Annotated in this window: 22 protein-coding genes, 1 pseudogene and 1 riboswitch; of the genes and pseudogenes, 6 read left to right on the forward strand and 17 right to left on the reverse strand. The window is 66.9% G+C overall.

What is annotated here, in order from left to right:
- Positions 1-18: 18 nt before the first annotated feature.
- The 4 genes and pseudogenes from J2X36_RS02705 to J2X36_RS02725 form a co-directional block, all read right to left on the reverse strand.
- Positions 19-876, reverse strand: a complete 858-nt coding sequence (locus J2X36_RS02705) for a glucose 1-dehydrogenase (protein WP_310345869.1) — start codon at positions 874-876, stop codon at positions 19-21.
- Between the two features lie 145 nt (positions 877-1,021).
- Positions 1,022-1,581, reverse strand: a pseudogene (locus tag J2X36_RS26810) (chemotaxis protein CheB).
- A gap of 326 nt (positions 1,582-1,907) precedes the next feature.
- Entirely contained in the window at positions 1,908-2,180 is a 273-nt protein-coding gene (locus tag J2X36_RS02720; RefSeq protein ID WP_132254875.1) for a hypothetical protein, read from the reverse strand.
- A gap of 21 nt (positions 2,181-2,201) precedes the next feature.
- A complete protein-coding gene (locus J2X36_RS02725; protein WP_310345881.1) occupies positions 2,202-2,960 on the reverse strand; it encodes a Crp/Fnr family transcriptional regulator in 759 nt (252 codons plus the stop codon).
- A 178-nt stretch (positions 2,961-3,138) separates the two neighbouring features.
- On the opposite strand from J2X36_RS02725, the gene J2X36_RS02730 reads away from it, so the two are divergent.
- The 3 genes from J2X36_RS02730 to J2X36_RS02740 all read left to right on the forward strand — a co-directional run bounded on the left by J2X36_RS02730 (position 3,139) and on the right by J2X36_RS02740 (position 4,498).
- Positions 3,139-3,570, forward strand: a complete 432-nt coding sequence (locus J2X36_RS02730) for a DUF6894 family protein (protein ID WP_132254877.1) — start codon at positions 3,139-3,141, stop codon at positions 3,568-3,570.
- Between the two features lie 357 nt (positions 3,571-3,927).
- On the forward strand, positions 3,928-4,179 hold the full coding sequence (locus J2X36_RS02735; protein ID WP_310346545.1) for a PilZ domain-containing protein: 252 nt from the start codon (positions 3,928-3,930) through the stop codon (positions 4,177-4,179).
- A gap of 37 nt (positions 4,180-4,216) precedes the next feature.
- Positions 4,217-4,498, forward strand: a complete 282-nt coding sequence (locus J2X36_RS02740) for a hypothetical protein (protein ID WP_310345883.1) — start codon at positions 4,217-4,219, stop codon at positions 4,496-4,498.
- 385 nt (positions 4,499-4,883) lie between these two features.
- On the opposite strand, the gene J2X36_RS02745 is transcribed toward J2X36_RS02740, so the two are convergent.
- The 6 genes from J2X36_RS02745 to J2X36_RS02770 form a co-directional block, all read right to left on the reverse strand.
- Positions 4,884-6,155, reverse strand: a complete 1,272-nt coding sequence (locus tag J2X36_RS02745) for a nucleotide disphospho-sugar-binding domain-containing protein (RefSeq protein WP_310345886.1) — start codon at positions 6,153-6,155, stop codon at positions 4,884-4,886.
- Between the two features lie 389 nt (positions 6,156-6,544).
- Complete coding sequence (locus J2X36_RS02750; RefSeq protein WP_310345888.1) at positions 6,545-7,105, reverse strand: MucR family transcriptional regulator; 561 nt, start codon at positions 7,103-7,105, stop codon at positions 6,545-6,547.
- Between the two features lie 292 nt (positions 7,106-7,397).
- Complete coding sequence (locus J2X36_RS02755) at positions 7,398-7,595, reverse strand: hypothetical protein (protein WP_132254882.1); 198 nt, start codon at positions 7,593-7,595, stop codon at positions 7,398-7,400.
- Positions 7,596-8,024: 429 nt separating this feature from the next.
- On the reverse strand, positions 8,025-8,801 hold the full coding sequence (locus tag J2X36_RS02760; RefSeq protein WP_132254883.1) for a Crp/Fnr family transcriptional regulator: 777 nt from the start codon (positions 8,799-8,801) through the stop codon (positions 8,025-8,027).
- Positions 8,802-9,587: 786 nt separating this feature from the next.
- Positions 9,588-9,749: a hypothetical protein gene (locus J2X36_RS02765; RefSeq protein WP_165937880.1), complete on the reverse strand. Its 162-nt coding sequence runs from the start codon at positions 9,747-9,749 to the stop codon at positions 9,588-9,590.
- A 144-nt stretch (positions 9,750-9,893) separates the two neighbouring features.
- Entirely contained in the window at positions 9,894-10,091 is a 198-nt protein-coding gene (locus J2X36_RS02770) for a hypothetical protein (RefSeq protein ID WP_132254884.1), read from the reverse strand.
- A 1,182-nt stretch (positions 10,092-11,273) separates the two neighbouring features.
- On the opposite strand from J2X36_RS02770, the gene J2X36_RS02775 reads away from it, so the two are divergent.
- Both J2X36_RS02775 and J2X36_RS02780 read left to right on the forward strand, forming a co-directional pair.
- Positions 11,274-11,774: a hypothetical protein gene (locus J2X36_RS02775; protein WP_245516603.1), complete on the forward strand. Its 501-nt coding sequence runs from the start codon at positions 11,274-11,276 to the stop codon at positions 11,772-11,774.
- Positions 11,771-12,295: a hypothetical protein gene (locus J2X36_RS02780; protein WP_310345892.1), complete on the forward strand. Its 525-nt coding sequence runs from the start codon at positions 11,771-11,773 to the stop codon at positions 12,293-12,295. The genes J2X36_RS02775 and J2X36_RS02780 overlap by 4 nt, the downstream gene beginning before the upstream one ends.
- Before the next feature lie 52 nt (positions 12,296-12,347).
- Here the strand turns inward: J2X36_RS02780 and J2X36_RS02785 are convergent, their stop codons facing one another.
- The 3 genes from J2X36_RS02785 to J2X36_RS02795 form a co-directional block, all read right to left on the reverse strand.
- Positions 12,348-13,706, reverse strand: coding sequence for a vanadium-dependent haloperoxidase (locus tag J2X36_RS02785; protein WP_310345894.1), 1,359 nt, complete (start codon positions 13,704-13,706; stop codon positions 12,348-12,350).
- A gap of 673 nt (positions 13,707-14,379) precedes the next feature.
- Positions 14,380-14,580 (reverse strand): hypothetical protein, encoded by a 201-nt coding sequence (locus tag J2X36_RS02790; RefSeq protein ID WP_132254887.1) that lies wholly within the window; start codon positions 14,578-14,580, stop codon positions 14,380-14,382.
- A 364-nt stretch (positions 14,581-14,944) separates the two neighbouring features.
- Positions 14,945-16,969: a TonB-dependent receptor domain-containing protein gene (locus J2X36_RS02795; RefSeq protein WP_310346548.1), complete on the reverse strand. Its 2,025-nt coding sequence runs from the start codon at positions 16,967-16,969 to the stop codon at positions 14,945-14,947.
- Between the two features lie 245 nt (positions 16,970-17,214).
- Positions 17,215-17,409: riboswitch (cobalamin riboswitch) on the reverse strand.
- An 869-nt stretch (positions 17,410-18,278) separates the two neighbouring features.
- On the opposite strand from J2X36_RS02795, the gene J2X36_RS02800 reads away from it, so the two are divergent.
- Positions 18,279-20,174, forward strand: coding sequence for a peroxidase family protein (locus tag J2X36_RS02800; protein ID WP_310345897.1), 1,896 nt, complete (start codon positions 18,279-18,281; stop codon positions 20,172-20,174).
- Between the two features lie 285 nt (positions 20,175-20,459).
- Here the strand turns inward: J2X36_RS02800 and J2X36_RS02805 are convergent, their stop codons facing one another.
- From J2X36_RS02805 to J2X36_RS02820, 4 genes are all read right to left on the reverse strand, one after another.
- Positions 20,460-20,651: a hypothetical protein gene (locus J2X36_RS02805; RefSeq protein WP_132255655.1), complete on the reverse strand. Its 192-nt coding sequence runs from the start codon at positions 20,649-20,651 to the stop codon at positions 20,460-20,462.
- Between the two features lie 165 nt (positions 20,652-20,816).
- Positions 20,817-20,987 carry a hypothetical protein gene (locus tag J2X36_RS02810; RefSeq protein WP_310345901.1) on the reverse strand — a complete coding sequence of 57 codons (171 nt, stop codon included), beginning with the start codon at positions 20,985-20,987 and terminating at the stop codon, positions 20,817-20,819.
- Positions 20,988-21,500: 513 nt separating this feature from the next.
- On the reverse strand, positions 21,501-22,445 hold the full coding sequence (locus tag J2X36_RS02815) for a transporter (RefSeq protein ID WP_310346552.1): 945 nt from the start codon (positions 22,443-22,445) through the stop codon (positions 21,501-21,503).
- Between the two features lie 276 nt (positions 22,446-22,721).
- Complete coding sequence (locus J2X36_RS02820; protein WP_310345902.1) at positions 22,722-23,990, reverse strand: MSMEG_0569 family flavin-dependent oxidoreductase; 1,269 nt, start codon at positions 23,988-23,990, stop codon at positions 22,722-22,724.
- Positions 23,991-24,020 lie beyond the last annotated feature (30 nt).

Here is a 24,020-nt window from a genome sequence, read left to right on the forward strand (position 1 = left end):
GAACGGGCCCGCCTCGCCTCACAGGAAGGGCCGCCCGCCGGTCACCGGGATCGTCGCGCCGGTGACGTAGCTCGACTCGTCGGAGGCGAGCATCACGTAGGCAGGAGCCAGTTCCCGCGGCTGGGCGGCGCGGCCGAGCGGGGTGTTGCCGCCGAAGCTCTTCACCTTCTCGGGGGGCATGGTCGAGGGGATCAGCGGCGTCCAGACCGGCCCCGGCGCGACGCAATTCACCCGGATGCCCTGCCCGGCCACCATCTGGGCGAGCCCCGCCGTGTAATTGTGGATCGCGCCTTTGGTGGTGGCGTAGGCGAGGAGCTGCGGGCTCGGGGAATCGGCGTTGATGGAGGTCGTGTTGATGATCGCCGCGCCCGGCTTGAGGTGCGGCAGCGCCGCCTTGGTGAGGTAGAACATCGCGTGGATGTTGGTGGCGAAGGTCACCTCCCATTCCTCGTCGCTGATCTCCTCCGGATCGCTGAAGGTCGCTTGGTGGGCGGCGTTGTTCACGAGGATGTCGAGACGCCCGAACGCCTCAACCGCCTTCGCGACGATCGCCCGGCAATGGGCGGCGGCCTTGATGTCGCCCGGCACCAGCACCGCCTTGCGGCCCGCCTCCTCGATCAGGCGGCGCGTCTCCTGCGCGTCCTCCTCCTCGTCGAGGTAGGAGATCAGGACGTCGGCGCCTTCCCGCGCGAAGGCGAGCGCGACCGCGCGACCGATCCCGCTGTCGCCGCCGGTGATGATCGCCGCCTTGCCCTCGAGCCGTCCCGAGCCGCGGTAGCTCGTCTCGCCGTGGTCCGGCCGCGGGTTCATGGCGGCGGTCGAGCCCGGCATCGCCTGCTGCTGTTCCGGATAGGGGGGCTTCGGGAACTGATCCACGGGCATCTCCTGATCGGTGGGGGTCACCGTCCGGGAAACCGCGCAGGCGGGCGAAAGATCAGCGCCGACCGGGACGGGATCGCCCGCCGCCCCTTTCGCCGGGCTTCGCGCTCTCACGCGCCCGCGCACGGCTCCGCGCAGAGGGTCACGGATCCGCGCAGAGGGTGGCGACGCGCTCGGCCAGCGCATCGACGCCGAGGCAGGCGTCCGGATGGTCGGCGGCGATGGCGGAGAGGGGCATTCCGGGGACCTTGGCCTCGTCGGGATGCTCCACGAAGGTTGTGCCGCCATGCGCCTTGATGGCGCGCAATCCCTCGGACCCGTCGCTGTCCCATCCGCTCAAGACGATTCCGACGACCCGCTCGCCGTAGGCTTCGGCCGCCGAGGTGAACAGGGGGTCGGCCGCCGGGCGGCAATGCTTCACCTTCGGCCCCTGGTCGAGCCGGACGCGGCCGCGCTCCAGGCGCATGTGATGGTCCGGGGGGCGACGTAGACGCGCCCGGGCTCCGGTTCCTCCCCGTCCCGCCCGAAGGCGGCGGCCAGCCGGCCCGAACGGCTCAGGATCTCGGGGAGGATGCTGGGGTGGGCGCCGATGTGCTGGACGACGAAGATGGAGGCGCGGCAGCCGGCAGGCAGGGCCCCGATGATGCGCAGGAGCGGGGCGAGCCCGCCGGCGGAGGCGGCGATCGTGACGATCGGGGTCACGGCGCGGCCGCGCGAACGGCCGGGCTCTGGGCGCGCGCAGGAGAGGTCCGGCCATCGCCGGTCGCGCCCGCCGCGATCCTCCCGCGGGCGACAGCGTCGAAGGCGGCGCGATGCATGGGGCTCTCCGCTGGATCCAGGCGGGAGCGCGCAGGTCTCTCAGTCGCCGGCGCCTCGGATCGCGGCCAGCGATCCCACGATCGTGCACCGGAGCGCGGCGTCCCGCCATAACCTGCGTGAACGGGCCGGGCGCGAGGGATCCTCGCGCGGGAGGGAGGCTCGCGCGGGAGGGAGGCTCGCGCGGGAGGGAGGCTCGCGCAGGGCGTCCCTCAGGGCCGCGAGGTTCTCGCCAGCGCGTCCAGAATGATCTGCCGGTGCCGGCGGCCCTCCGCCAGCGTGCGCTGCATCGTCTCCAGGAGGGCCTCGGCGAGCCCGGTATCGTAGCCCCTCGCCCGCATGTCCTCGACGACGATCCGCTGGTCGGCGACCCGCCGGGTCCAGTCGGCCAGATGGCGCGTAGCCTGGACGAGGTGCTCGTGCTCTCGCTGCAGCCAGGCGAGGCGGCGGCGCTCGCGGTTCGGATCGGGCTGCGGCTCGGGCATGGCTCGCCCTCCCTCGGGTCGTCAGGTCGGCGGCTGCACGGACCCGTTGGCGTCGAGGTGGCGGCCCTCGTGGTCGAGATGCAGGTAGTTCGCGCTGAACAGGGACACGCGCTGCAGCGCCTCGAGATCGGGAATCGTCAGCTGCCGGCCCTTGAGGACGATGAGCCCGTTGCCGCGCAATTCCTGCAGCACGCGGTTGACGTGCACGTTCGTCAGGCCCGTCGCCTCGCCGAGATCGACCTGGGTGATCGGCAGGAGGCAACTGTCCCCCTCGGTCAGCCCGACCGAGCGCAGGCGGATGAACAGCTCGCACAAGAGGTGCCCGACCCGCTCAAGCCCGGCGCGCTGGCCGATGTTGACCGTCCATTCCCGCTGCACGGCAGCCGTGACCAGCATCTCCCACCAGAGCGCCCGGGTGATCCGGGGATGCCGCTCGGTGAGGTTGAGGATGGAGTCCCGGGAGATCTCTGCGAGGCGGACCTGGGTGATGGTCCCGATCGAGTGGTCCATCTCGCGCAGGACGAAGATGTGCGGGTCGCAGAGATCGCCGGGCAGGAAGAACGAGATGATCTGCCGGCGCCCGTCCTCCAGCGTCTTGTAGCGGCAGGCCCAGCCGTCAAGGATCAGGTTGACGTGCTCTGGCCGGTCGCCTTCGCGGACGATGTCCTGGTGGGCCGCGAAGTGCCGAACCTTGCGGCTCGCGGCCTCGTTGAGCGCCCCCTTGTCCTCGTAGGACAGGCGCGTGAACCGCTCCAGCTTGCGGATGAGGTGCTGCGGCATGCCTGCCTCCCTGACGCGCCGAGGCCAGACTAGGCGGCCCGAAGCTCCGGGAACTTCACTTGTGTGAATGCGGGCCGGCGGAGCCGTGGCGGATGTTCGTGCCGCCGGGCGCGGGGTGTCGCCGCCGGTCCGAACGCGATCGACCGCCTCGTCGGCGGTGGCAAGCCGAGGTCGCCGCATGCCCTGCTACCACTTCCATCTGCGGACGCCCGAGGGTCTGGAATGGGACGCGGAGGGCGTGCCGTTCGACACTCTGGAGGAGGCCTATCTCGACGTCTGGCGGGGGATCGAGACGATCGCCGCCGACCTGCTGCGGGGCGGGACGAGCCGGGCCGCCCTCCTGCGCCACGCCTTCGAGATCGCGGATACGCGCGGGCGCTTCCTGATGGAGGTCCCGTTCGCGGAGGTCCTCGGCCTCGGCGGCCCCGCGCGCCGGCCCCCGCCCCTCTCGGTCCGGAAGGCCAACACCGAAGTGGCTCGGACGCGGCGCCTCATCGTCTCGGTGTGCCAGGAACGGGACGCCCTGTACGCCACCCTGTCCGAGACCCACGCCCTCCTGGCCCGCCTGCGCGCCCTCGACATCGGCAGCCACGGCCCGCGGCGGGCGTGAGGGAGAGGGCGCCGCCGGACGCGATCACGGGCGATCCGCCGCCCGCATCGCGCTCGGCGCCCTCAGATCGCGCCCTCCTTCAGCGCGTCCCGGCGCAGGGGCAGTTCGCGCAGGCGCACGCCGACCGCATCCGCGACCGCATCCGCGATCGCTGCACGCAGGGGCTGCGCCCCGAATCCCGTGAACGCGCAGCCGACATCGTCTCGGTCTGCGCGACCGACGATTTTCCGCCGATGGCCGATCCGCGGGGCCGCGAGCGCAAGGTCGCCGCGGGGTGGAGACCTGCACGTGCAAACCGATCCTCAACGTGCGGCCCTGTACCAATGGCCCGGTCATACCGATCTGAGAGCAAACCGGATGTCGTTCACTGGCCAAGAGAGACGTCGTTCCGTCCGCACGACAGCCAACGTGGCCGGGACGGTCACGTTCGCGAACGGCCGGCAGGTTGCCTGCACTGTCGTCGACCAGTCGGAGACCGGAGCGAAATTGGCCTTCGGCGCGATCGGGTTGCTGCCGGATCGCTTCCAACTCGCGTTCGGAGTACGCAAGGCGCGGGTCGTGACCGTCGTCTGGCGGCGCGGATCAGAGGTCGGTGTCGCGTTCGTTTAGCGGCTCGATGCGAGCATGGCGGGAGCGCAGAGCGGCGATGACGCATGAGGAGTACCGCGAGCGCGGCATTGCCGACGGCCATGCCTGCGTGGCCGACATCGAGGCGCGAGGCATGACCGAGATGCTGCTCGCCGGACGAAGCGACGTGGCATTCTCCGAGACCCTCGTGCAGACCTTGGCCCGATCGGTGGAGGCGCTCGGCCAGCGCGCAACGAGCGAGGCTGCCGAACGCTATGCCGAGGGCTTCCTGCAGGGCGCCGACGAGGCCGTGACGGCGCTGCGCGCGAGCATCGGCGGGTTGAGCGAGGCGCAGCCGTGAAGGCAGAGCCGATTCCGGGATGGCACAGCCCACGTCCGGAGAGGGGAGCCGACTGGATCTCGCCGAGCCGGTGCGAGCGCACGAGCGGGCGCACGTCGCCCGTCCGCATCCGACGGTCACCGATCCGTTGAAGCGGCAGAGGATGCGCCGGGCGATCCTGCCGGCGCGGGCGGAGACGCGATGAAGGACCTTCGCTCGGACCGGCACGTCCGCGGAATGCTGATCGGCGGGCTCGTGCTCGCGTCGCTCATCATCGTCGCCATGATGATCATCTGGCTCTCCGCCTGACCGAACGCCGGCACGTTCCGCTCCCGGCGCACCGATCTGTGGACCCGAGCCGGGCTCGGCGTGCCGCGGCACGCAGGGTCGCGAACGCCAGACGGATCTAGGCCGCCCCGCTCGAGCGCGTTGCGACGGCCCGCAAGTCCTCGATGGCGTCGCAAGCGGTGCGCACCCCGTTCTCGGCCCGCATGCGCGCCCGCGCCATCGCGCAAGCGCGCGTCACGTCGGGATTGCCCAACAGCCGTTCGATCTTCTCGACGGCGCGCGACGGGGTGAAGCGGTGCCTGCTCAGGACCGAGCCGACGCCGAGGCGCCGGAGGCGCTGACCTTCGTCGAAATGGTCGAAGGCCACCGGGACCACCAATTGCGGAATCCCGGCCGCGAGCGCCTGCGCCACCGTGCCGATCCCGCCGTGATGGACGAGGGCGACACAGTGCGGCAGCAACTGGCTGAGTGGAGCGTAGGCGGCGTGCAGGATCTGGGGCGGCAGGTCCGCCGGGACCTGCCCGTCCTGTGGGGTCAGCAGGATGCCGCGTCGGCCCATCCGTCGGCAGATCCGGACGGCCGCGTCAAAGAAGGACTGTCCCTGCCGCATGGCCGAGCCGTAGGTGAACGCGACCGGTGGATCGCCCGCCTTCAGGAACGCGGCGAGCGTCGGGGTGAGCTCATCCACGTCGCCGCAGCGATCGGCGAGCGGAAAGCCGACCTGCACGGCCTGCCGAGGCCAATCGGGCTGCGGCTCGGCATACCATTCCGGGAAGCCGAGGAGCACCCGAAGGGGGCTGTTCCACCAATGGCGCAGACGGCGCACCGGCGGCAGCTCCAGTTTCGCGCGGAAGGCGTTGAGACCCGGCAGGGCGGCAGGACCGATCACGTAGGTGTCGGCGCCGCGGCCGATCCAGTGCCGCAACCGGGCGGACAGAAAGGAAGGCAAGGGAAGGCCGGGCAGGATGGGTGGGGCATGGCGGCTTTCCACCAGCACCGGCATGACGTGGACGGTGACGAGGGGAAGCCCGAGCTTGTCCTGAGCGACTCGCGCACCCAGGCTCAGCGTCGACGCGGCCACGATCCCTTCGCCGGGCCGCCACTTCGCGGCAATCCAGCGGTAGACGGGCTCCGTCAGTGCGGAGACGAAGCCGAACGTGACCCTGACGCCGCGGCGGGGATGCCAGAGGTTCGGTTCAGCGACGAAGCCATCGTACTCGGCCTGCGTTCCGAGACCGTGGAAGGCGAGCTGCGCCCGATCCGCCATGTCCGCGAACGGTGCCGGTGCAGCCAGCAAGACGGCGTGGCCCCGGCGCTTCAGTTCGGTTCCCAGCGCGATGAACGGCAGGACGTCGCCATGACTGCCAATTGCGACAAGGAGAACCTGCATGGCGAGGCTCTAGCATCCGATAAATTCGTCTGGTGCATAGCGCATCGACGAGTTGATTGTGCAAGCTTGAGCGGCGAAAGCCTCGCAAAATGCCTTGGCACGAGCGCTTTCGTGCATCTCGCACTTCACTTTTGCTAAGGTTGTTGGCTGTCGCGAGGTCGAGACTCTCTGAGTCCGGTCTCAGGCCCGACACGGCATCGTCGGCTCTCGGTCACCCCGATCGGCGCCGGCGGGGGCCATCGCACCATGGAACGTCCGCTTGGCCCCGCAGCTCACGGCGCGCGGGGCTTCTTGCTTCTGGTGCTTGGTATGCCATCATACCAATGAGGGACCTTCGCAGGTTGCCCTCATCTGAGCCCGCCCGGCGATCCCCTCACGTCGTGGCGGGCTCAGGCGTGTCTCGGGCCGCGACCGCCGGCCGTCGCATTGCCCGGCAGCGGCATTGACTCGGCCGCTCTGGCGACATCGGTCTTGCTGCGAGAGCCTGCGCGGCCCTTCGGGCTGCCGGATGCAACGGGTGTCGGCGCTGGATCGGGCAAGTGAGCATGCCGGCCGAGGCCCGTCGCCTTGGCCAGGACGGAGCGCTTCTCCGAATAGGAGGCCGCCACCATCGGGTAGTCCGCGGGCAAGCCGTAGCGCTCACGGTAGCCCTCCGGATCGAGCCCGTGCTTCGTGAGGTGCCGTTTCAGCGACTTGTAGGGCTTTTGGTCGATGAAGCTGATCAGCGCGTCCCGTGTGATCGACTTGCGGATCTGAGCGGGGGTCGACCGTCCGGCCTGCTCCTCGGCCGCGCCCGGGGATCGGCCCAGGCTGCTGAGCGTCCGGTGTAGCGTGACAATCAACTCGGGCAGGTCCGCGGCTCGAATCGAGTTGTTCGACACGTAAGCGGATACGAGAGCGCCGAGGAGCTGAATGTGGTTCGTCTCCGCTGTCGAGGTACTCTCTTCCACGGCTTCCTCCCCCGCTGGAAACTTGGACACTCAAATCAGCCAGAGGAAAATACAAGTGCATTTGTAGACAGTTCGTGGAGTTTTTCTTGTCGCTCGTCCTTGTCGATGAATCGGCTGCTCCAGATCGTGCCCGAGCCTTGAGGCCGTTCTGACACTTGCGACCCTCCTGCTTGCTCGCCGCTGTGAGGTGCCGGTGCGAATCCGGGACATCCCGTGAGGAAAAGGGGAATCCGGCGGCGATGCCTCTTCCCGCACGCCCCCACTGAGGAACGCCCGCTTCCGGCGCCCTCCCTCAGCCTTGGAGAAGCGCGTCACGGCCGGAATCCGTGATCTCGTACTCGAACGATCGCCCGTCATGGTGAAGGCGACCGGTCCGGCGGATCAGCCCCCGCTTCTCGAGATAGCGGTTCGTATTCTGCGGTGCATAGAAGCGTGCCCCCGCTTCCAGCAACCGAAGTCTGTAGAGATACGTCGGCTTGATCTTGTCCATCGGACGGCGATCTAGCGCCGCCTTTACCGAAGACAAGCACAGTACCGAGGTTGGGCGCAGATATTTAAACTATAGACTGGAACGATAATAACTACAATGATTCCGATGCCGACGACGTTCACTCTGGCGCTGAGCATTGCGCCCTCGAGCGGTCAATGCTTCCTCGCGGCAGGTCACTGTGTGCGGAGGTGCAGGCGCCCCGAACCTCGCCCCGGCCAGGGGGCCTTCTCGTGCTCCGATTTACCCTCTGCCGCCAAGGCGACAGGTGTCGACTGCCGAGGCGACAGCGGGGTCGCAGCCGGACCGGAACGAGGACTCGGCCCGCCTCTCACCATGCCCGCCCACCCATGGCGCACGTCCTCGATGTCGATGTCGATGGGATGGCGGGGCCATCCGCGCATCCGGTGCTCTGCAGGCGGCCGCGCAGCCTCACGGCTCGCCCAATTGCGCCTTCGCTATATCCGTCAGGGGCTCGATGAACCCTTCCCGGCTGATATTCGGGCGTAGGTGCAGGTAATCCGGCGCGAAACCCGCAAAATCCTTGAGAGCGCGGATATCGGGGATGTGAAGTTTTCGCCATTTCTGGTCGATCAGGCCTGCATGTCGCAGATTCTGCAGCACCCGGTTGACATGGACATGCGAAATCCCGGCCGTATCGGCCAGTTCCGATTGCGTGATGGGCAGATTGTAGCTGTTGCCCTGGATGATGCCGACAACTTCGAGGCGCACCATCATCTCACAGAGGAAGTGCGCCACCTGCTTGTCCGCGGAACGCCTTCCGACGCCGACAAGCCATTCCTGCAGGATCGCTTCGTCCACGAGCACCGACCACCAGAGCGCTTGGTAGATATTCGGATGATAGGCGGCCAACGCCTTGATGGTCCGATACGGGATTGCTGCCACGCGGCACGGAGTCAGGGTGCCGATCGAGTGGACCATCTGGTTCAGGATGGAGGCATGCAGATCGCAGCCGTCGCCGGGGATCAGATAGGCGACGATCGAGCGTCCACCGTCCGGCAACAGCTTGTAGCGGCAGGCGAAACCATCGAGAACGATGAATGCGTGCTCGGGTGCGTCCCCTTGAGAGATCAGGTCGCGATGGGCATCGACCTGCACGACCTTCGCCGTCGCTTGCTCAAGGGCTCGGCGATCGCGGTCGGAAAGCTGGGCGCGCAACTCGAGCTTCTTGATGAAAAGGTTGGTCATTTTCGGGGCAAGGGCGCCAGTCAAGCGGCCTCTGAAACTAACTATGTTAAGCTCGGAGTGGCCGATACGGGACGTATCAGAGACAAACGCTTGTGCGGCCGGTCTAATTCCGTAGGTGCGATCGCAACTCAGGCGCGATGAGCCGTCTCTTTCCGCATAAAATCAGGAAATGATGTTTTTGCACGGTTTCGCACGATCGTAGTCTGGCGGCGACGAGACTTGACGCGCTGATGCGCATCGGAGGTACGCAATGTCGCTGGCGGACATCGGACCACAGCAGATTTTGCTGCACGATGCCGAGCCCCTCCTGAGCGCTAGGTCTCCATCCGAGGGGGACCGGAGCGCGGCCATCCGCGCGCATGTGCGTCGGATCCTGCGGAAGCTCTCGCCTCGCGTCACGAAATCCGGGTGAGGTCGATTAGCCGAACGGGGGCCCGCGCTCGTCCGCAATCCGAGACGCCCTTCACGGGAGCTATCCGGTGGGGCGCTTTCGAGGCTGTTGTGAACCTGTGGCGCGTTGGGCGGCCTGTCCGATCATGACGGCGACGAGGTGCAGGTCCGGCACGGTGCTCGGCATGGGGCCCGCCGTGCCCGACCAGTCGGCGGAACCGGGGGCGCGAGGGAGCGCTCACCCACCCACCGGCGCGGCCGCAGCATGAAATCGCGCCTGGCTCAGAGCGGCTGGCCACCGCGTTCGATGTCGCCCGCACCGAGAGGAGGCGGAACGCTCACAAAATCGGACGGTCCTAGCGAAACGAAGTGTGGCAGGGCCTCAGGATCGGCGCCTCACACCACGGTTCGGATGGTATTCCAATCCAGGAACGTCGTGCCGGCATCGTTGCGCGCCTTCGCGTGCGAGACGATCGCGAGCGCTGCCGCCAATGAGATGGCCACGGCAGCGAGGATGACGGTCGCGCGCTGCGGTCGGGATTGCGTTGGACGTCGCATGAGTGTCTCCGTCGTTAGGAGGCTCATGCGGCGAATGCGGGGCAGCTTCCGTGACGAACGTCACAGGCGCAGTGAGGGGACCCAGGTCGCCCGCAACCGATCGCGGGCCAAGTGCCAGAGACTGACGCGGCCGTCATCGGCCGATCAGTGGGACGATCCCGTGTACATCGACCAAGCGTTCGGCGCGTAGGGGCCGGGAACCTCTTCCCGAGACAGGCCGGACGGCGCTGGCTTTTCGCGCTCGACGTCCTCGATGATGTGGTCGACGAGCGTCCAAGGATCGGCCCCCTCGGAGATGATGGTCCGGAGCGCTTCGACGAGTTGCTGGTGAGCGTCCGACATGATGGTCACCCTCCACGGTGAATGACGATGATGAAAGCGCAATGCGGTGCTCGAGGCTGTGCGCGGATTCACATCACGGCTTTCGGGGCGGGCAGCGGGTCTGCAGGCTCCGGCACCGGAGGCCAGATCGGACGATCAGGGCCAATGTCCTTCGGCATTTCACGCTCTCCGTTGACGCTCACTCTATTCCGCTGAAACTAAACGCGCGCTGAATGGTGAGATATAAGTCGAATGGTGTAATTATGCGCGAATAAGACTGAATAAACGTTCAGGCGCCCGTCATGAGGCATGGCCGCTTCGCCTCGCCCGACGCGGCCTGCCGCTGCACCGAGCCTCGGTGGCCGACCTCGCGCTGCGTCGGGGTGTGGTCCCGAAACGGCGTGGGTCCTCGTGGACCGGCGTCTGCGAACGACACACTTGCGAGCGCCCCGCGCGCCGGAGAAACCCAGATCATCCACGCGCCGCCTTTCCCGGGTGCGGAGCCGGCCGCAAATGGCGGTCGATCATCGCGGCGCAGCCGCCCGACTTATTGGCGTCCTATATCCGCATCGGCCGAGCCAGCAGGATGGCAGTGCCAACCGTCGACCTCTTTACTTCGGGCGAGACGAGTGAACTTGCCAATATGGCTGCAGCCAGCGGGTAGGCTTGGACGGCCGCCGCGACATCCAGCACAAGACCCAGCTGGAGAGTATGCGTCCGGAGTCCGGGAGCGGCCAGATAGTTGTGGGCCAAGTTTGCCACAGCCTCAGGCTGAAGAATGCCTCGGTCCAGCAACTCAAGAACAGTCGGGTTCGAGGCGGGGGCTGGGGGCATTACGGGTTCTGGTGGAGGCCCTGCAGAGCTACGGCATCAGACGAGCGCCTCCAACATCAATGCGTGAGCCGATCGCCCTCGCCGGCGCTCTGTACCCTGAATACAACAGAGTGATGGCTCTCGGTCGGTGAAGCGACGGGTTCGCACAGGTGTTCCATTGCGTAAGACAGCCCAGGTCCCATTTCCCGCAGACTGCCACGCTTTCGATTGTGTCAGGCGCGCAACACCTCAGCCGCCGCATATCGTAGCGCGCGGCATCTTCAGATTTACGATTTGACGCAATCCAACCCTTAGTTGAAACACTATTAACGGCTGAAAAACATGCGTGGGAAACTCGTTCCCGCCAGAGCCGTGAGGGAAGTTGCGCTCGTGGATCAGCTCAAGGCGTTCTCCTGGGACGGCATTGTCGATCGAAGAGTGGAGCCGAAACCAATTGAGAAGCCTGCGCCCGGAGAAGAGCGGCTCACCAGCGTCCTGCGGCTGATGAATTCCTCTGGAGATCCGTCGAACTCCGCGCCGCCGACCCGCCGGTCATCACCTGAAGACTGGACCCAACTCATCGAGCGGGTCCGTACGGCAGCCTCCCGTGTGCGGGAGGTGGAAACGCAGGCGCAGGAGCAGGAACTGCGCGTGCAGGACCTGCTGGAGCGGGTGCGCGAGGACATGGCGAGCGCGAACGAGCGGGTGAAGGCAGCAGAGGCGCACGCACGGGATATCCAAATGCGGGCCGATGCGCTGCTGAAGGCGGCTGACGAGCGTGTCAAGGCCGCCGAGGAGCGGGCTCGCCTTGCGGAGGAGTGGCTGGCGCGCATCTACGACACGATCGCCAGCGAGTTCGCGTTCGCTCAGCCCGAGAAGCGCTCCGCATGATTGCGCAGACCGTCGATCCCCTGCTCTTCGACAATCCCGCTCCGGGAGAGGCGGGCAGATCCGCGGCCGGCCCGTCATTGGCCGAGACTTCTGCGGCAACGCAGCAGCAGAAGGTGGTTCCCCTCTTTGCGGAGCAAGACGCTCCGGGAAGCGGCTCGCGCAACTCGGATGAGGCCGACTGGCCGGGGGCGATCCAGCTCGTCCGCGATGTGGGTGCGCGGGTTCGGCGCGCGCGCGACCTCGCGCACGATCTCACCAAGCAGTCGCAGGTTCTGATCCAGCGCAGCATCACGGATGCCGAAGCTGCGGAAGAACGTGCCCGCGTTGCGGAGGCGGCAGCGCAGAGCGCCATGCGGCGTGCGGCCAGGGCGGAGAAGGCCGCGCGTCTGGCGCACGAGCGTGCTCGCAGCGCCGAGGAGCAGATGGAAGCGGCCAGAGCCAAGGAAGCGGAAGCGAGGCTCTGGTTGGGGCGGCTGTATAGCTGCCTCAGAAGCGAGTTCGACAGCCTCACGTTCGAGTGACGGGAGAGGCTCCGAGACGCGGTGCTCGCGAGCGCCGCATCGGGGTGGCGGCTCAGACCAGATGCCCGTCGCTGTTCGGCTCAAATCTGTTGAACGCGTCCACAATGACGCCGCCGACCTGCTCGCCCATGAACAGGCCACGCTCGGTCGAAACGCGGTAATGGACGCCCGCGTAGATGCGGCTCGCCGCCTCATCCACGGCCGCCGCCTCGAAGTCCGGGAAGGTCAGGTACACGCCCGGCAGCGTCTCGGTGGTGCCGGTAAACGGTATCGCCCCGAAGAAATCGGTCAGCACCTGGTTCGCCGTGGAGCCCAGGATCGAATGACCGGATGTGTATTCGGGATGGTCCGGCGTGGTGACCAGCAGCGGCAGCCAGTCCGGATCCGGTCGGGTGGCCCAGTTGCCGTCCCGCCCGGCCTCGCGGATCGCCGTGACCGGCCTCCAGAAATCGTAGGTGAACTTCGCGTCCCAGCAGGCGATGATCGAATCGGCGAGGCCGACATTCAACTCGGTCAGCAGGTAGGCGCTCTCCAGGGGCGAGCGATCCTGCGCGTCGAGGATGCGATCCGCGATGTCGCTCCACTGGCCGACCCGCGTGTAGGTGTCTTCGTCATTCGACCACCAGAGCGCACTCAGGGTTTGCGCGGGTGATCGCACGTCCGAGTACAAGTCTCCGAACGCCTTCACCTCCTTGAGATCGTCCGTGTATTGCCGACTGGTCAGGGCCGGGGGCGGCGGCGGCCGGAACTGGTCTCCGCTCTCCAGAACGAACGGCCGCACCTGCCCCCAATGGGGCTGGATGGCCTCGGTGAAATCCGGGGGGGTCGGGCGATACGCGCCCGGATCGTCTCCCGCCACCCGTTCGAGATAGCCATAAGGGTCCGAGCCGTCATCCGAGCGGGACTCGATCACCGCCTCCGCGATTCGGTTGCCGAACGCGACGCCCTGATCCTCCGCCCGTCCATCCTTGATCTGGTCGAGATGCGCTTCGTAGGCCCGGTCGAGCGCCTTCTCGTATCGCGGAAATAGCTCGACCAGGATCCTGTGCGCGGCCGCGGTCACGGCGGCGTCGGCGTCGATGCCGTTCGGCGCCTCCCGGGTGACGAGAAAGCCGGGCTGATCCTCGATCGCCCGGAGCGTATCGAACATGGCGATGCTCTGCATCGCCAGGGCGCGGGAGACGTAGCCCGCATCTTCCGGCGGGTCGGTGATCGAGTAATATCGGATCGCATCGAGAGCGACCTGATTCCAGTCGAGAACGACGTTATCGAAATGAGGATTGGGATCGACACTATTCACCGGAGGCGTATGCGGTTGTTCCTCATACCACTCGATCACATTATCGATGATGGGTTGAAGAACGGGCGGCGGGAAAGACCCGCTGTCACGAGTCCAATGAACCTGATCCATCCCTCCCTCCTTTTCGCGGTGAGAGCACGCAACGGCAGCGCAGAGCGGCCTCGAAGACTATTGGCAAAACAAAGTTGGAAAGATCAGTTTATTAGTTTTTAGGCTAACATGAGTTATTGTCAGCCGAACTAACAAACGTTGACGTGAGCGAGGGATGGTCTGGAAACAGCCCCTGCTGTACGGAACCTGCGGGTTTCGTACAGCATCCGCCCTTCCGCAGCCCGGGTCGCCGAGCAGGAGGGGCGCCTGCACCCGAGCGTAACAGACGAAGGCGCGGAGCGAGGCCGAGGGGAGGCTGTTTGGACTCGGCGCTGAGCCCCTGCCGATCTCCGGTGCCGCCCCGTCGGCGGGTGGCGGAAGACGGCAGAGCGCTGGCAGCCTCCGCATTCCTCAAAGGCGCGGCCGGCACTCCTACCAACGCGCGCGTCTAGCGACCGAGCCGGTCCCCCGGCGCAATGTCAGGAGTGAACGCGGGATTGCCCTCTCGGCATCGTTCGCGAGGATGAATCACCCGGCTCGCCGCTGATGCGGCCGGATTTATCCGTGTCTGTCCTGGGTCAGCGCGCGTGGCGCGCGTCTGGTTTCCGGATCCGGCGGCAAGGGGCGTTGGTCGGGCTCATGAGGTGCCCGCCGGCGGGCGCTCGGGCGTCATCCCCGGGAAGGCTCGTTCACGTCAGATGGCCTCGGTCTCCGGCCGGACGAAACAGGCCGCGAAGTCGCTGGGTCCATAGTCACGACCCGTGATGTCAGTGATCACGACCTGTGCCAATCCATCATTCTGGAGCTGGAGCGCCTTCTCCAGGGCGCCGCCGGGAGAACATCGCTGAAAGGACACGGTCCGTCCATCTCTCTGGGCGGTCACGATCAACTGCATGTTACGCTCCTGGAATGGCCTGGTTCACCGTCAAATCATCTGCTGGCGATCCCGATACTTTGCCCAGCATGAGATCTGATCCCAATTCACGCGGAGAACGAGATCACGCAACCGCTGGATCTCGTCTCGGCTCGGCGGCCGGGGCTGGACCTTCAGACGAGCGATAAAGGCAGCATCCGTCTGCATCATGAGAGCACCGTTGGCGGAAGGGCAGCCCCGTGCAGTGTTCAACGAAGATGGGGAGGCTTGGTTGCGGCTTGGCTTCGGGGTCGGCTGAAGAACGGCCTTCCCGAAGACAGCTCAAGGTCAGGGGTTTCGCATCGCCGGAATCACGGGGCGAGCTGCCGCCCGAGCCTTCCGGAGCCTAGAACCGGCCAGCCAGGGTCAGCCGGACGGCCGTCGGCTCGACCGGATGGAAATGCCGGTCGGCGACGCCATCCGCCGCCTCGCCCGGCAGGCGGGACGTGTAGAAATAGGTGATCTGGTCGGCCTTGGCGTTCGTCAGGTTCAGCACGTCGAGCGAGAGGCTCACGCCGTTCTCGAACGCGTAGCCGATCCGGCCATTCAGGAGTGCGGTCGGACGGGAGCGGACCGAGTTGTCCTCGATCAAGGGGCGCGGGCCGAAATAGCGCATGCGCAGGCTGCCGAACCAGCCCGGGCCCTCCCCGAAGGTGAGGCCCGCCGAGGCGATGGTGGTCGGCGCCTCGGGCACGCGACTGCCGGCCGGATCCCGGTCCGAGAAGCGGGCGTTCGTGACCGTCAGGTCGCCTTCCAGCCTCAGCCAGGGTGTCAGCGCGTAGCGGTTCGTCCACTCGATGCCGAAGCGCCGCGTCGGGCGGCTCGGCTCGGTGGTGCCGGTGTCGCCCTGGAACAGGTTCTCGGAGGCGAAGTCGAGCTGGAATAGGGCGAGCGACGTCTCCAGCCCCGCGACGCTGCGATTGCGGATGCCGATCTCCGATCCCGTCGATGGCACCAGGAACGGCGAACGCGCGATGTTGAAGAGCGGGCTCGCCGGATCGACGGTCGCGACCACGCCGCGCACGTCGTTCGAGTGGAAGCCCCCGCCGGAATTCACGTAGATCTCGGTGTCGAACCAGGGGCCGAGCACGAGGCCGAGCTTCGGGTTGACGATGCCGTCCCGCGCCCGGCCCGAATTCGCGGGCGTGTCGGAGACCACGTCGGCGTAGTATCCGTCCGCGCGGAAGCCGACGCTGGTGCGCAGCCAGTCCGTCCAGCGCACCCGGTTCTCGACGTAGAAGGCCGCGCTCGCCTCCAGCACCCGGTCATCGAGCACCGTCGAGCGCGTGAGCCGGTTCGTCGTGTTGAAGAGACCGACCCGGATCGAATCCGTGCGGGTCTGGAGGCCGATCTCGTTCTCCATGGGCAGGCCGAAGAGCGCACCCTGGAAGATGTGCGAGACCTCGCCGCCCCCGAGGACGCGGCTGTCGCGCTGGCGGAACTGGTCGCCGTTGACCGGATCGTTGAGGACATAGGTGAAGTTGTTCCAGAGATTCATCCCGTAGCGGATCACATAGGCGTTCGCCCGGGAGAATCCGGTCTCGTCCGTCCGGCTCCAGCGACCGGAGAGCGAGAACCGGCCCGTGTCGCCGCCATCCGACGGGTCGAGCGTGCCGAAGCGGCCGATCAGCCCCTCGCTGACGGCGCGCTCGGGGATCTGGTTGGTCGCGTTCCACTTGGCCCAGTAGGCCATGCCGGTGACCGCGAAGCCGTCCGTGGCCGTGCCTTGGCTGTAGCGAAGCACGCCGTTGAGCTTGCGCAGCCGGTCCGGCTCGACCCAGGGGCCATCGTAGACCTGCGCCTCGCCGGCCACGAGGAGGTGGCCCTCGCCGATCGGGGCGGAGCCGATCGTGAGGGCCCGCTTGTAGCCGAAGCTGCCGATCGAGGTGAGCGCGAGGTTCTTCTCGACCGTGTCGAGATAGTCGATGCGCACGGATCCGGCGGAGGCGAAGTCGCCGTCCCGCACGAAGTACGGCCCCTTGTGGAACTCGACCGCGCCGACGAGTTCGGGGATCAGGAAGTTGATGTCGGCATAGCCCTGGGCATGGGCGTTCGTGCGCATGTTCACCGGCATCCCGTCAACGTGGATCGCGATGTCGCTGCCGTGGTCGAGGTTGAAGCCGCGCAGGAAGAACTGGTTGGCTTTGCCCTCGCCGGAATGCTGCGTGACGATCAGGCCCGGCACGGCTTCCAGCACCTCGCCGGGGCGGGTCGCGGGGCGGTTGTTGACTTGCGCGCCCGTGATCACGCCGGCGCTGGCGGCATCGACGGCTCGGAGGCTGCCGCCGATGCCGGTCACGCCGCCGACGTAGCCGGCGCTGGCGACGGGTCCGGAGGTGGCAGGTGTCGGAGCGTCGGCCGCGACGGAGATCTCGCTGAGCGTCGCTTCAGAAGCGACGGTCTGCGCGTGGAGAAGGGCGGGCGCGAGGAGCGAGGCGGGGCCGGCCAGGGCGGCCAGGCAACCCGACGTGAATGACGATCGGACGGGGGACACGAAAGGACGGACCTCGGGCGACGGCAGTGGCACGTCACCGCGAACGAGGCCTCGGCGGCCATCTCCGCACGGGATGGACGGCGCTTCGACACCCGTCAGGACACCCCGCCCGACGCGTTTCGCGTGTGACCACGGCTGACGGCAGGTCTCCTGGCTCACGGGTCGCCGCCCTCGCACCGTCTTCCCGGGCACGACCCAGTGACATGGTGGTGAAGGGCTCGCCGCTGACAGTTGCGGGGGCAGCCGCGGCCTCGGAGCAGGCTCCTCACCGCGTTCCCTTTTGATCCCCGAGGGGAACCGTCAGCACCCACGCTAGGCGCTGGCAAGCCCGCCCGTCAACGCCGGCCTCGATGGAATTCCGAAGGCATCGACGGGCGGCTCGGCGATCACCTCGTGCCTGGGGCGATCCTGCGTTCTTTCGCACAATTCAGGGTCTGCGGATCACGATTCGTGAAGCTTCCCTTGGGACTTCAGGTCCATCCGCTCCGGCGCGTAAGGTGAACGGTCAAGCTCATCCCGACGGGTGCAATGGTTCGGCGTTCGCAACGCAGGACGGGCTCGCTCTGTACGGCCTGATCGTTGGCGTACGCTCGCGAACAGCAGAGCGGCAGGACATGCAGGCACGCCCGTGCTTGCAATCGGCTCGGGCGTTCGGCGATCATTACTCAAAGCACCGGGAAAGCTTCTGCCCTTTCGCCGAGTCCGATTTCATTGCGATGAATTCGTCGAATTGAATGTAGATGGACGAATTTTCGATCGAAAATTCTTAGTATCTACTGAATATGGTTCGTGTATCTCTTCGCTTTAATACGAATACTTACATGGATCCGTAAATCAGCTCCCCTGATTTAACATATGCTGAGGAGCCTTCGGCGAATCATCTCGTACTCTGCTGCTCGACGCCGCCACGCCGCTCATCGCTGCGTGGTCAACCTTCCGGGTCCGTTCGCATCCGGGCGGCTCCTGCCCATCGGGCATGCGAGAAGGGCCTTCCATGACCGTACAGCAGAGGCGCCGCGGCAGCGCGCGGATGCGCCGTGACGGGCATCGCCGCTGGCGACGATGACGCCGCCCTGAACCTCCCTGTTTCGTGACGCGCATCGGGCTCCCGCCATTCCGGCTTGATTGCCGGAACCCGGCCGGCTGCGCGGCTCCTTGCGGAAACGCCTTGAAAGGATGCTCCGATATGGAAGCTTATTCCGTCGACGGTTCGGGCAACAACCTGTCTCAACCCGGTCTCAACGCGGCCGGCACGACGTTCGCGCGGCTCGGCGCGGCGCATTTCGCGGACGGAATCTCGACTCTCGTCGATGGGCCCAACCCGCGCACGATCAGCAACCTCGTCGTCGGTGAGGGCGACCCGACGATCCCGAACCCCCAGGGGCTGTCGGGCATGCTCTACGCCTGGGGCCAGTTCATCGACCACGATCTCGACCTCAGCCTGACGGATCACGTCACGCCGATCGCCGTCGTCATCCCGGCGGGCGACGCGTACTTCGCGGCCGGCAGCTTCCTCCCGATGACGCGTGCCGTGATCGATCCGGCGACGGGGCCGGGCACGGGCAAGCCGGCGGCTGCCGTCAACGCGATCAGCGGCTGGCTCGACGCATCCATGGTCTACGGTTCGGACGCGGCGAATGCCGCGAGCCTGCGGCAGCCCGACGGGCATCTGGCGACCTCCGCCGGCGGCAATCTGCCGATCGTGGACGGCGCCTTCGTCGCGGGCGATGTCCGCGCCACCGAGAACCCGTCCCTGACCGCCCTCCAGACGCTGTTCCTGCGCGAGCACAATTTTCAGGTCGACCGGCTCCATGCGGCCGATCCGGGGCTCGACGGGGACGCCCTCTACCTGCAGGCGCGGGCCATCGTGACCGCGGAGATCCAGCGGATCACCTACGACGAGTTTCTGCCCCATCTCCTCGGACACGGCGCAATCGGCCCCTATGCGGGCTACGATCCGGGGATCGATCCGCGGATCAGCGTCGAATTCGCGGGCGCGGCCTACCGGTTCGGCCATTCGATCGTCTCGGCCGAGACCGAGCGCATCGACGAGGACGGCAACCTCGTCGGGCCGGGGCTCGAACTTCGGGACACTTTCGGGATGACGCCGGCGGCCTTCGCGGCTGCGTCGGGGGCGGACGGCTTCCTGCGTCACCTCGCCGACGATGCCTCGCAGACGATGGATGTGCGCATCGTCGAGGATCTGCGCAACTTCCTCATCGACCCACCGGTCGGTCAGGATCTGGCGAGCATCAACATCCAACGCGGCCGGGATCTCGGGCTCGGCACGCTCAACGAGACCCGCGAGGATCTGGGCCTCGCGCCGTACCGCGATTTCTCCGAGATCACGCACGATCAGGCCACGGTCGCGGCGATGCGCGAGGCGTTCGGCCGGGTGGATGCCGTCGATCTCTGGACCGGCGGCCTGGCGGAAGGTCACGCGCCGGGCTCGATGATCGGGCCGACCTTCTCGGCCATCATCGGCTCTCAGTTCGAGCGGCTGCGCGACGGCGATCGCCTCTGGTACCAGAACGGTCAATTCGATCAGCGGACGCTGAACGAGATCCAGCACACGACGCTGTCGGACATCATCGCGCGCAACACCGACACCCGCTCCATCCAGGACGACGTCTTCACCTTCTACGACCGTCACGGCAGCAACGTCGTTTCCGAGCATCCGGATGCGCCGCAACTCGTGATCGGCACCCCTGGCGAAGCGGAGCTGTTGGGAGGGCCGGAGGGCGACATGCTGGTCGCCGGCACCGGCCATCAGACATTGACCGGCGGGGGTGGGAGCGACCGGTTCGTCTTCGCGGCGGATACGCGTGCCCTGATCACCGATTTTCGCCCTGGGCGAGACCATCTGGTCTTCGAGGAGGCGGCCGGGGTTCGGGCCGAGGCCTTTGGCGGGCCGGGCGCGTCGCGTTCCGATCACGGGCACCACGGGCGCCACGCTCTCACAGGGGAGCCCGTGGTCGTCGACGAGAACGGACTTGCCGTCGTGATCTACGGGAGCGTTCAGGTTGCCCTGGCGGGGATCTCGGCCGCCCAACTCAGCCCGGACGATTACAGCTTCGCTTGAATCTGGAGGGTGGGCTGCGTCCGCGTGAGACGCGCACCGGTCCAGCCTCGCAAGACCGATCAGGCAGTCGTGGAGCCGTGAGCGGCGGAACCGGCGCGCGACCTGCCGATGGGCATGAAGCCGATGTTCCAACAGGGCCCGGTCCAATGCACCGGTCCAAACGGGCCGGGCCGGCTCTGTACGGTCTCACCGCTTGCATGCATCGGCAACGCAATTCGATGACCCGGTCGGACCGCAGCCGGAATCAGTCAGGGCTGATCGAAGCGCCCCGTCACCCGCCTCGCCTCAGTCCCAATCGATGTCCAAGGTCCGCTCGAAGGCGGCGGCCCCGTACACCCGGCCGGACGGGTTGACGACCATGACGTCCCGGAAGCCGCGCCGCTGCAATTCCCAGGTCTTCTCCATCGCCTGCTCATCTGTCCCGCAGGCGAAGCTCATGGCCCTGCCCGATGGATCGACACCCTTCACTGTGAACACGACACGCTCTCCATTCTCGGCAGGAGATATGGGGTTGGGCGGCGATCGACCAGACCGTCGTCGAGGACATCGGGGGATGACATGGGCAGTTGTCCCGCGTCGGCTCCTGACATCCGGGATCACCTCGCCGGGATGCGGGACGGCCCATCCGGGTGACAACCGAGATCAGGCTCCTTCCTGCTCGACCGCCTCATGGCCCGGTCGGACGAGGGCTCGAGCGGCCTCAGCTTCGCCGCGCCGGAACACGTTCAACTCCTTTCCGGCGAGCTGGTTGTATGGCCCGAAGAAGGCCTCGACCTCGTCGAGCATGCCGGGAATCAGGTCGGAGAGCGCCACGGACACAAGCTTGAGCCCCGAGGCGGGAAGGCAGCCATCGGCCAAACCCAAATTGTGAGTGTGGAGCGCACGTCGAGCGTGTCGTTCTCGCGAGCCGAGCCGAGGTTGCCTCCCTGCAAGGCAATCCGCCGGAACGTGGCGTAGGTGGGCTGCTGGCTCGATGGATCGAAGCCGGCCGCTGCCCTGCCGAAGGCCCGGGCGATCAATCCCCAGTGCCGGTGTCCCAACTCCTTCCAGAGCCAGTTCTCGGAGAGGCCGTTCGGGCAGAGGTGCGGCATGCCGAGCGTGTAGCGGCTCGTCTCCGACAGGGGGAATCCCTTCCCCCAGGCAGCCTCATGTGCAAGCCCATCGGCTTTCTCCACATGAGGAGGAGGCGGGACCGGGCGGTGTGAGCTGTTGAGACTTGGCCACCCGGCCCCTGTCGAAGCGGTGTCCTTGGGAAGGAGACTCACTTCGATCCCTGTGCCGGAGGCGGTTGCCACGTGGCGGTCCACCTTCGGGAAGAGGCGTGCATCAGTACTTGCGCACCAGCGGCGAGGGAGCAGGCTCGGCCACGGCCGCGACGGTGTAGAGCGGCGCGATCACGCGGACCCATCCTTCCGTCGAGTAGGCATCGCGGCCGCGGGTATCGAGCGCGCGGGTGGCGACGTCGCGCGCCACCCAGGCCTGCGCCGTGAACGCCCCGAAATCGTAGCCGACGAGCCCGCCGAGCGCGAAGCGCCCGCTCTTCACGTAGCCCGAGTTGGCGCGTGCCTGAGCAGAACCGCGGCCCGGAAGATCGGTGGTGCCGTAGCCGATCGCACCGAACTCGAACTTGCCGAACTTCTTCGTCGCGGTCAGGTCGAGGGTGAGCGCATCCGCGATGAAGTAGCGGCCGCGCACGAAGCCGGGCGGCCCGCCCTCGAAGCGGCCGGGCGAGTCGTAGAAATTGTGGGTCAGGTTCGCCGTGAGGTTCCAGCCGTCGCCCGTGTAGCTCAGCGCGAAGCCCTGGCGATAAGTGTTCGAGGAGAAGATCGGCAGGCCGCGGCCGGCATTCAGGTCGTTGAGGTGGACGGCCGCGAGATAGCTGAAGCCGACATTGTTGCCGAGGTCCCAGGCGAAGATCGAGCCGACGAGCGTCCCGACGTTGATCGTGAAGTCGCGCGCGCCTCGCGCCCGCGGGAACACCGCGACCGTGGGCTGGGCGACCACCGCCTCGATGCGGGCACCGAAGACCTTCCAGGGCGTCGACCAGACCAGCACCGGCACGTTCACCGAGGTGTCGACGGCGGTGCCGTTCGGCCCGTCCGGGCTGCGATAGGTGAAGGTGTCGATGGCGTAGAGACCTTCGGGCAGGGGCGCACCGACGGCGAGGCCCACCTGCTCGCCGGGCACGGTCGTCGTCTGCGCGTAGGTCGCCGTCGCGCTCAGAGTTATCGCAGCGAGCGCGCCTGCTGCGGCCGCGAATGGCTTCAACATCATGGATCCCCTTGTCAGTTCGTGCGCCGGCAAGCCCTCCCCGTTCGCCGACATGCATCGGCGTCGAGGGCGTGCTAGCAAGGCTTCTTGATCTATCGGTATTGATTGAATGGAAATGCAGACAAATTGTATGTCTTTCCATCAATTCCTATATTCTGCGCTGTTATAACTCAGAGTCTACTTTAAATATCAATCCGAATGCTTGGGGCGGGCCTCTGTTGCACATGCGGCACAGGATGGGTGCGGTGCCGGCAGTCGCCGGCCTCGAAGGCCCGATCAGACCGCGAACTTCAGGGCGAAGCGTTCCGCGCCGAGGCGCTTCTGGATCACCTGCACGACGTGCTCGGCGTCCCGGCCGACCGCCCCGAAGCGTCCGGAGCCCCAGGTGTTCAGCCAGGGCAGCCCGATGAAGTAGACGCCCTCCTCGCTCGTCACACCGCGCCTATGCTTGGGACTGCCCGCGCCGTTGAAGACGGAGGCGTCGAGCCAGCGGAAGTCCGGCGTGAACCCGATGCACCAGACGATGCTGGCGATGCCGGAGCCTTCGAGAGCGAGGTCGGTGACCGGTTCGCCCGGCTCCCAGACCGGCGTGTAGTGCTCCTGCGCCGGGGCCTCGATCCCCTTGTCGGCGATGTACTTGTCGATCGCCGCGTTGATGCCGTTGTAGGTCCGGTCGGCCTGGTCGAGCGAGCGTTTGAGGTTGTCGCGAAAGCGCAGGCTGCCGTCCCGGTAATCCTCCATCAGGCCGTAGAGCTTCATCCCCTCCAGGGCGAAGCGGCGCAGGTCGATGTCGCGGCCCCCGTCGCGGCCCGTCACGTAGTGGTTGGTGTTGTCGCGGACGCCGTCGCGCAGCGGATGGTTGTCGACGGTCATCTCGTAGTAGCCCATGTCGGCGAGCCAGGTGACGACGTCGCGACCGCGATAGAACCGGGCGCAGCGGGGCGCGTCGCCGACCGCCAAGTGCACCTTGCGACCGGCGAGGTGGAGATCCTCGGCGATCTGCGCGCCGGACTGACCGGAGCCGACGACCAGGACCGCGCCCTCGGGCAGCTGGCCCGGGTTGCGGTACTGGTTCGAGTGGATCTGCGTGATTGCGCCTGGCAGCTTCTCGGCCATGCGGGGAATGATCGGTGTGTGGTAGCCCCCCGAGGCGACGACGACCTCGTTCGCGGTGTAGTCGCCCTCCGAGGTCTGCACTGAGAAGATGCCGTCCTCGCGCCGCTCGACGCGGGTGACCGCGACGCCCTCCCGGATGGGCGGGTTCACCTTGGCGACGAAGGCCTGCAGGTAGGCGACGATCTCGTCCTTCTTCATGAACCCGTCCGGGTCCGGCCCGTCGTAGCGGTGGCCCGGCAGGTCGCACTGCCAGTTCGGCGTGACGAGGCAGAAGGTGTCCCAGCGCTGCGTCGCCCAGGTGTGCGCGGCGGTCTTCTTCTCGAAGACGAGATGGTCGATGCCGCGCTGCTTGAGGTGGTAACTGACCGAGAGGCCAGCCTGGCCGCCGCCGACGATGGCGACGGGAACGTGACGGGGCTTGGACGACATGGCTCTCACTCCGCGATGCTTGGGAAGACG

This window comes from Methylobacterium sp. BE186 (genome assembly GCF_031457035.1).
GTDB lineage: Bacteria > Pseudomonadota > Alphaproteobacteria > Rhizobiales > Beijerinckiaceae > Methylobacterium > Methylobacterium segetis.

What these genes read in the sequence shown, in the direction of transcription:
- J2X36_RS02725 (WP_310345881.1), bottom strand. Translation starts at nt 2,960, where the DNA reads ATGCCGCAGCACCTCATCCGCAAGCTGGAGCGGTTCACGCGCCTGTCC.
- J2X36_RS02820 (WP_310345902.1), bottom strand. Translation starts at nt 23,990, where the DNA reads ATGTCGTCCAAGCCCCGTCACGTTCCCGTCGCCATCGTCGGCGGCGGC.
- J2X36_RS02780 (WP_310345892.1), top strand. Translation starts at nt 11,771, where the DNA reads ATGATTGCGCAGACCGTCGATCCCCTGCTCTTCGACAATCCCGCTCCG.
- J2X36_RS02765 (WP_165937880.1), bottom strand. Translation starts at nt 9,749, where the DNA reads ATGCGACGTCCAACGCAATCCCGACCGCAGCGCGCGACCGTCATCCTC.
- J2X36_RS02720 (WP_132254875.1), bottom strand. Translation starts at nt 2,180, where the DNA reads ATGCCCGAGCCGCAGCCCGATCCGAACCGCGAGCGCCGCCGCCTCGCC.
- J2X36_RS02730 (WP_132254877.1), top strand. Translation starts at nt 3,139, where the DNA reads ATGCCCTGCTACCACTTCCATCTGCGGACGCCCGAGGGTCTGGAATGG.
- J2X36_RS02740 (WP_310345883.1), top strand. Translation starts at nt 4,217, where the DNA reads ATGACGCATGAGGAGTACCGCGAGCGCGGCATTGCCGACGGCCATGCC.
- J2X36_RS02800 (WP_310345897.1), top strand. Translation starts at nt 18,279, where the DNA reads ATGGAAGCTTATTCCGTCGACGGTTCGGGCAACAACCTGTCTCAACCC.
- J2X36_RS02745 (WP_310345886.1), bottom strand. Translation starts at nt 6,155, where the DNA reads ATGCAGGTTCTCCTTGTCGCAATTGGCAGTCATGGCGACGTCCTGCCG.
- J2X36_RS02785 (WP_310345894.1), bottom strand. Translation starts at nt 13,706, where the DNA reads ATGGATCAGGTTCATTGGACTCGTGACAGCGGGTCTTTCCCGCCGCCC.
- J2X36_RS02735 (WP_310346545.1), top strand. Translation starts at nt 3,928, where the DNA reads ATGTCGTTCACTGGCCAAGAGAGACGTCGTTCCGTCCGCACGACAGCC.
- J2X36_RS02790 (WP_132254887.1), bottom strand. Translation starts at nt 14,580, where the DNA reads ATGCAGTTGATCGTGACCGCCCAGAGAGATGGACGGACCGTGTCCTTT.
- J2X36_RS02755 (WP_132254882.1), bottom strand. Translation starts at nt 7,595, where the DNA reads ATGGACAAGATCAAGCCGACGTATCTCTACAGACTTCGGTTGCTGGAA.
- J2X36_RS02815 (WP_310346552.1), bottom strand. Translation starts at nt 22,445, where the DNA reads ATGTTGAAGCCATTCGCGGCCGCAGCAGGCGCGCTCGCTGCGATAACT.
- J2X36_RS02760 (WP_132254883.1), bottom strand. Translation starts at nt 8,801, where the DNA reads ATGACCAACCTTTTCATCAAGAAGCTCGAGTTGCGCGCCCAGCTTTCC.
- J2X36_RS02770 (WP_132254884.1), bottom strand. Translation starts at nt 10,091, where the DNA reads ATGTCGGACGCTCACCAGCAACTCGTCGAAGCGCTCCGGACCATCATC.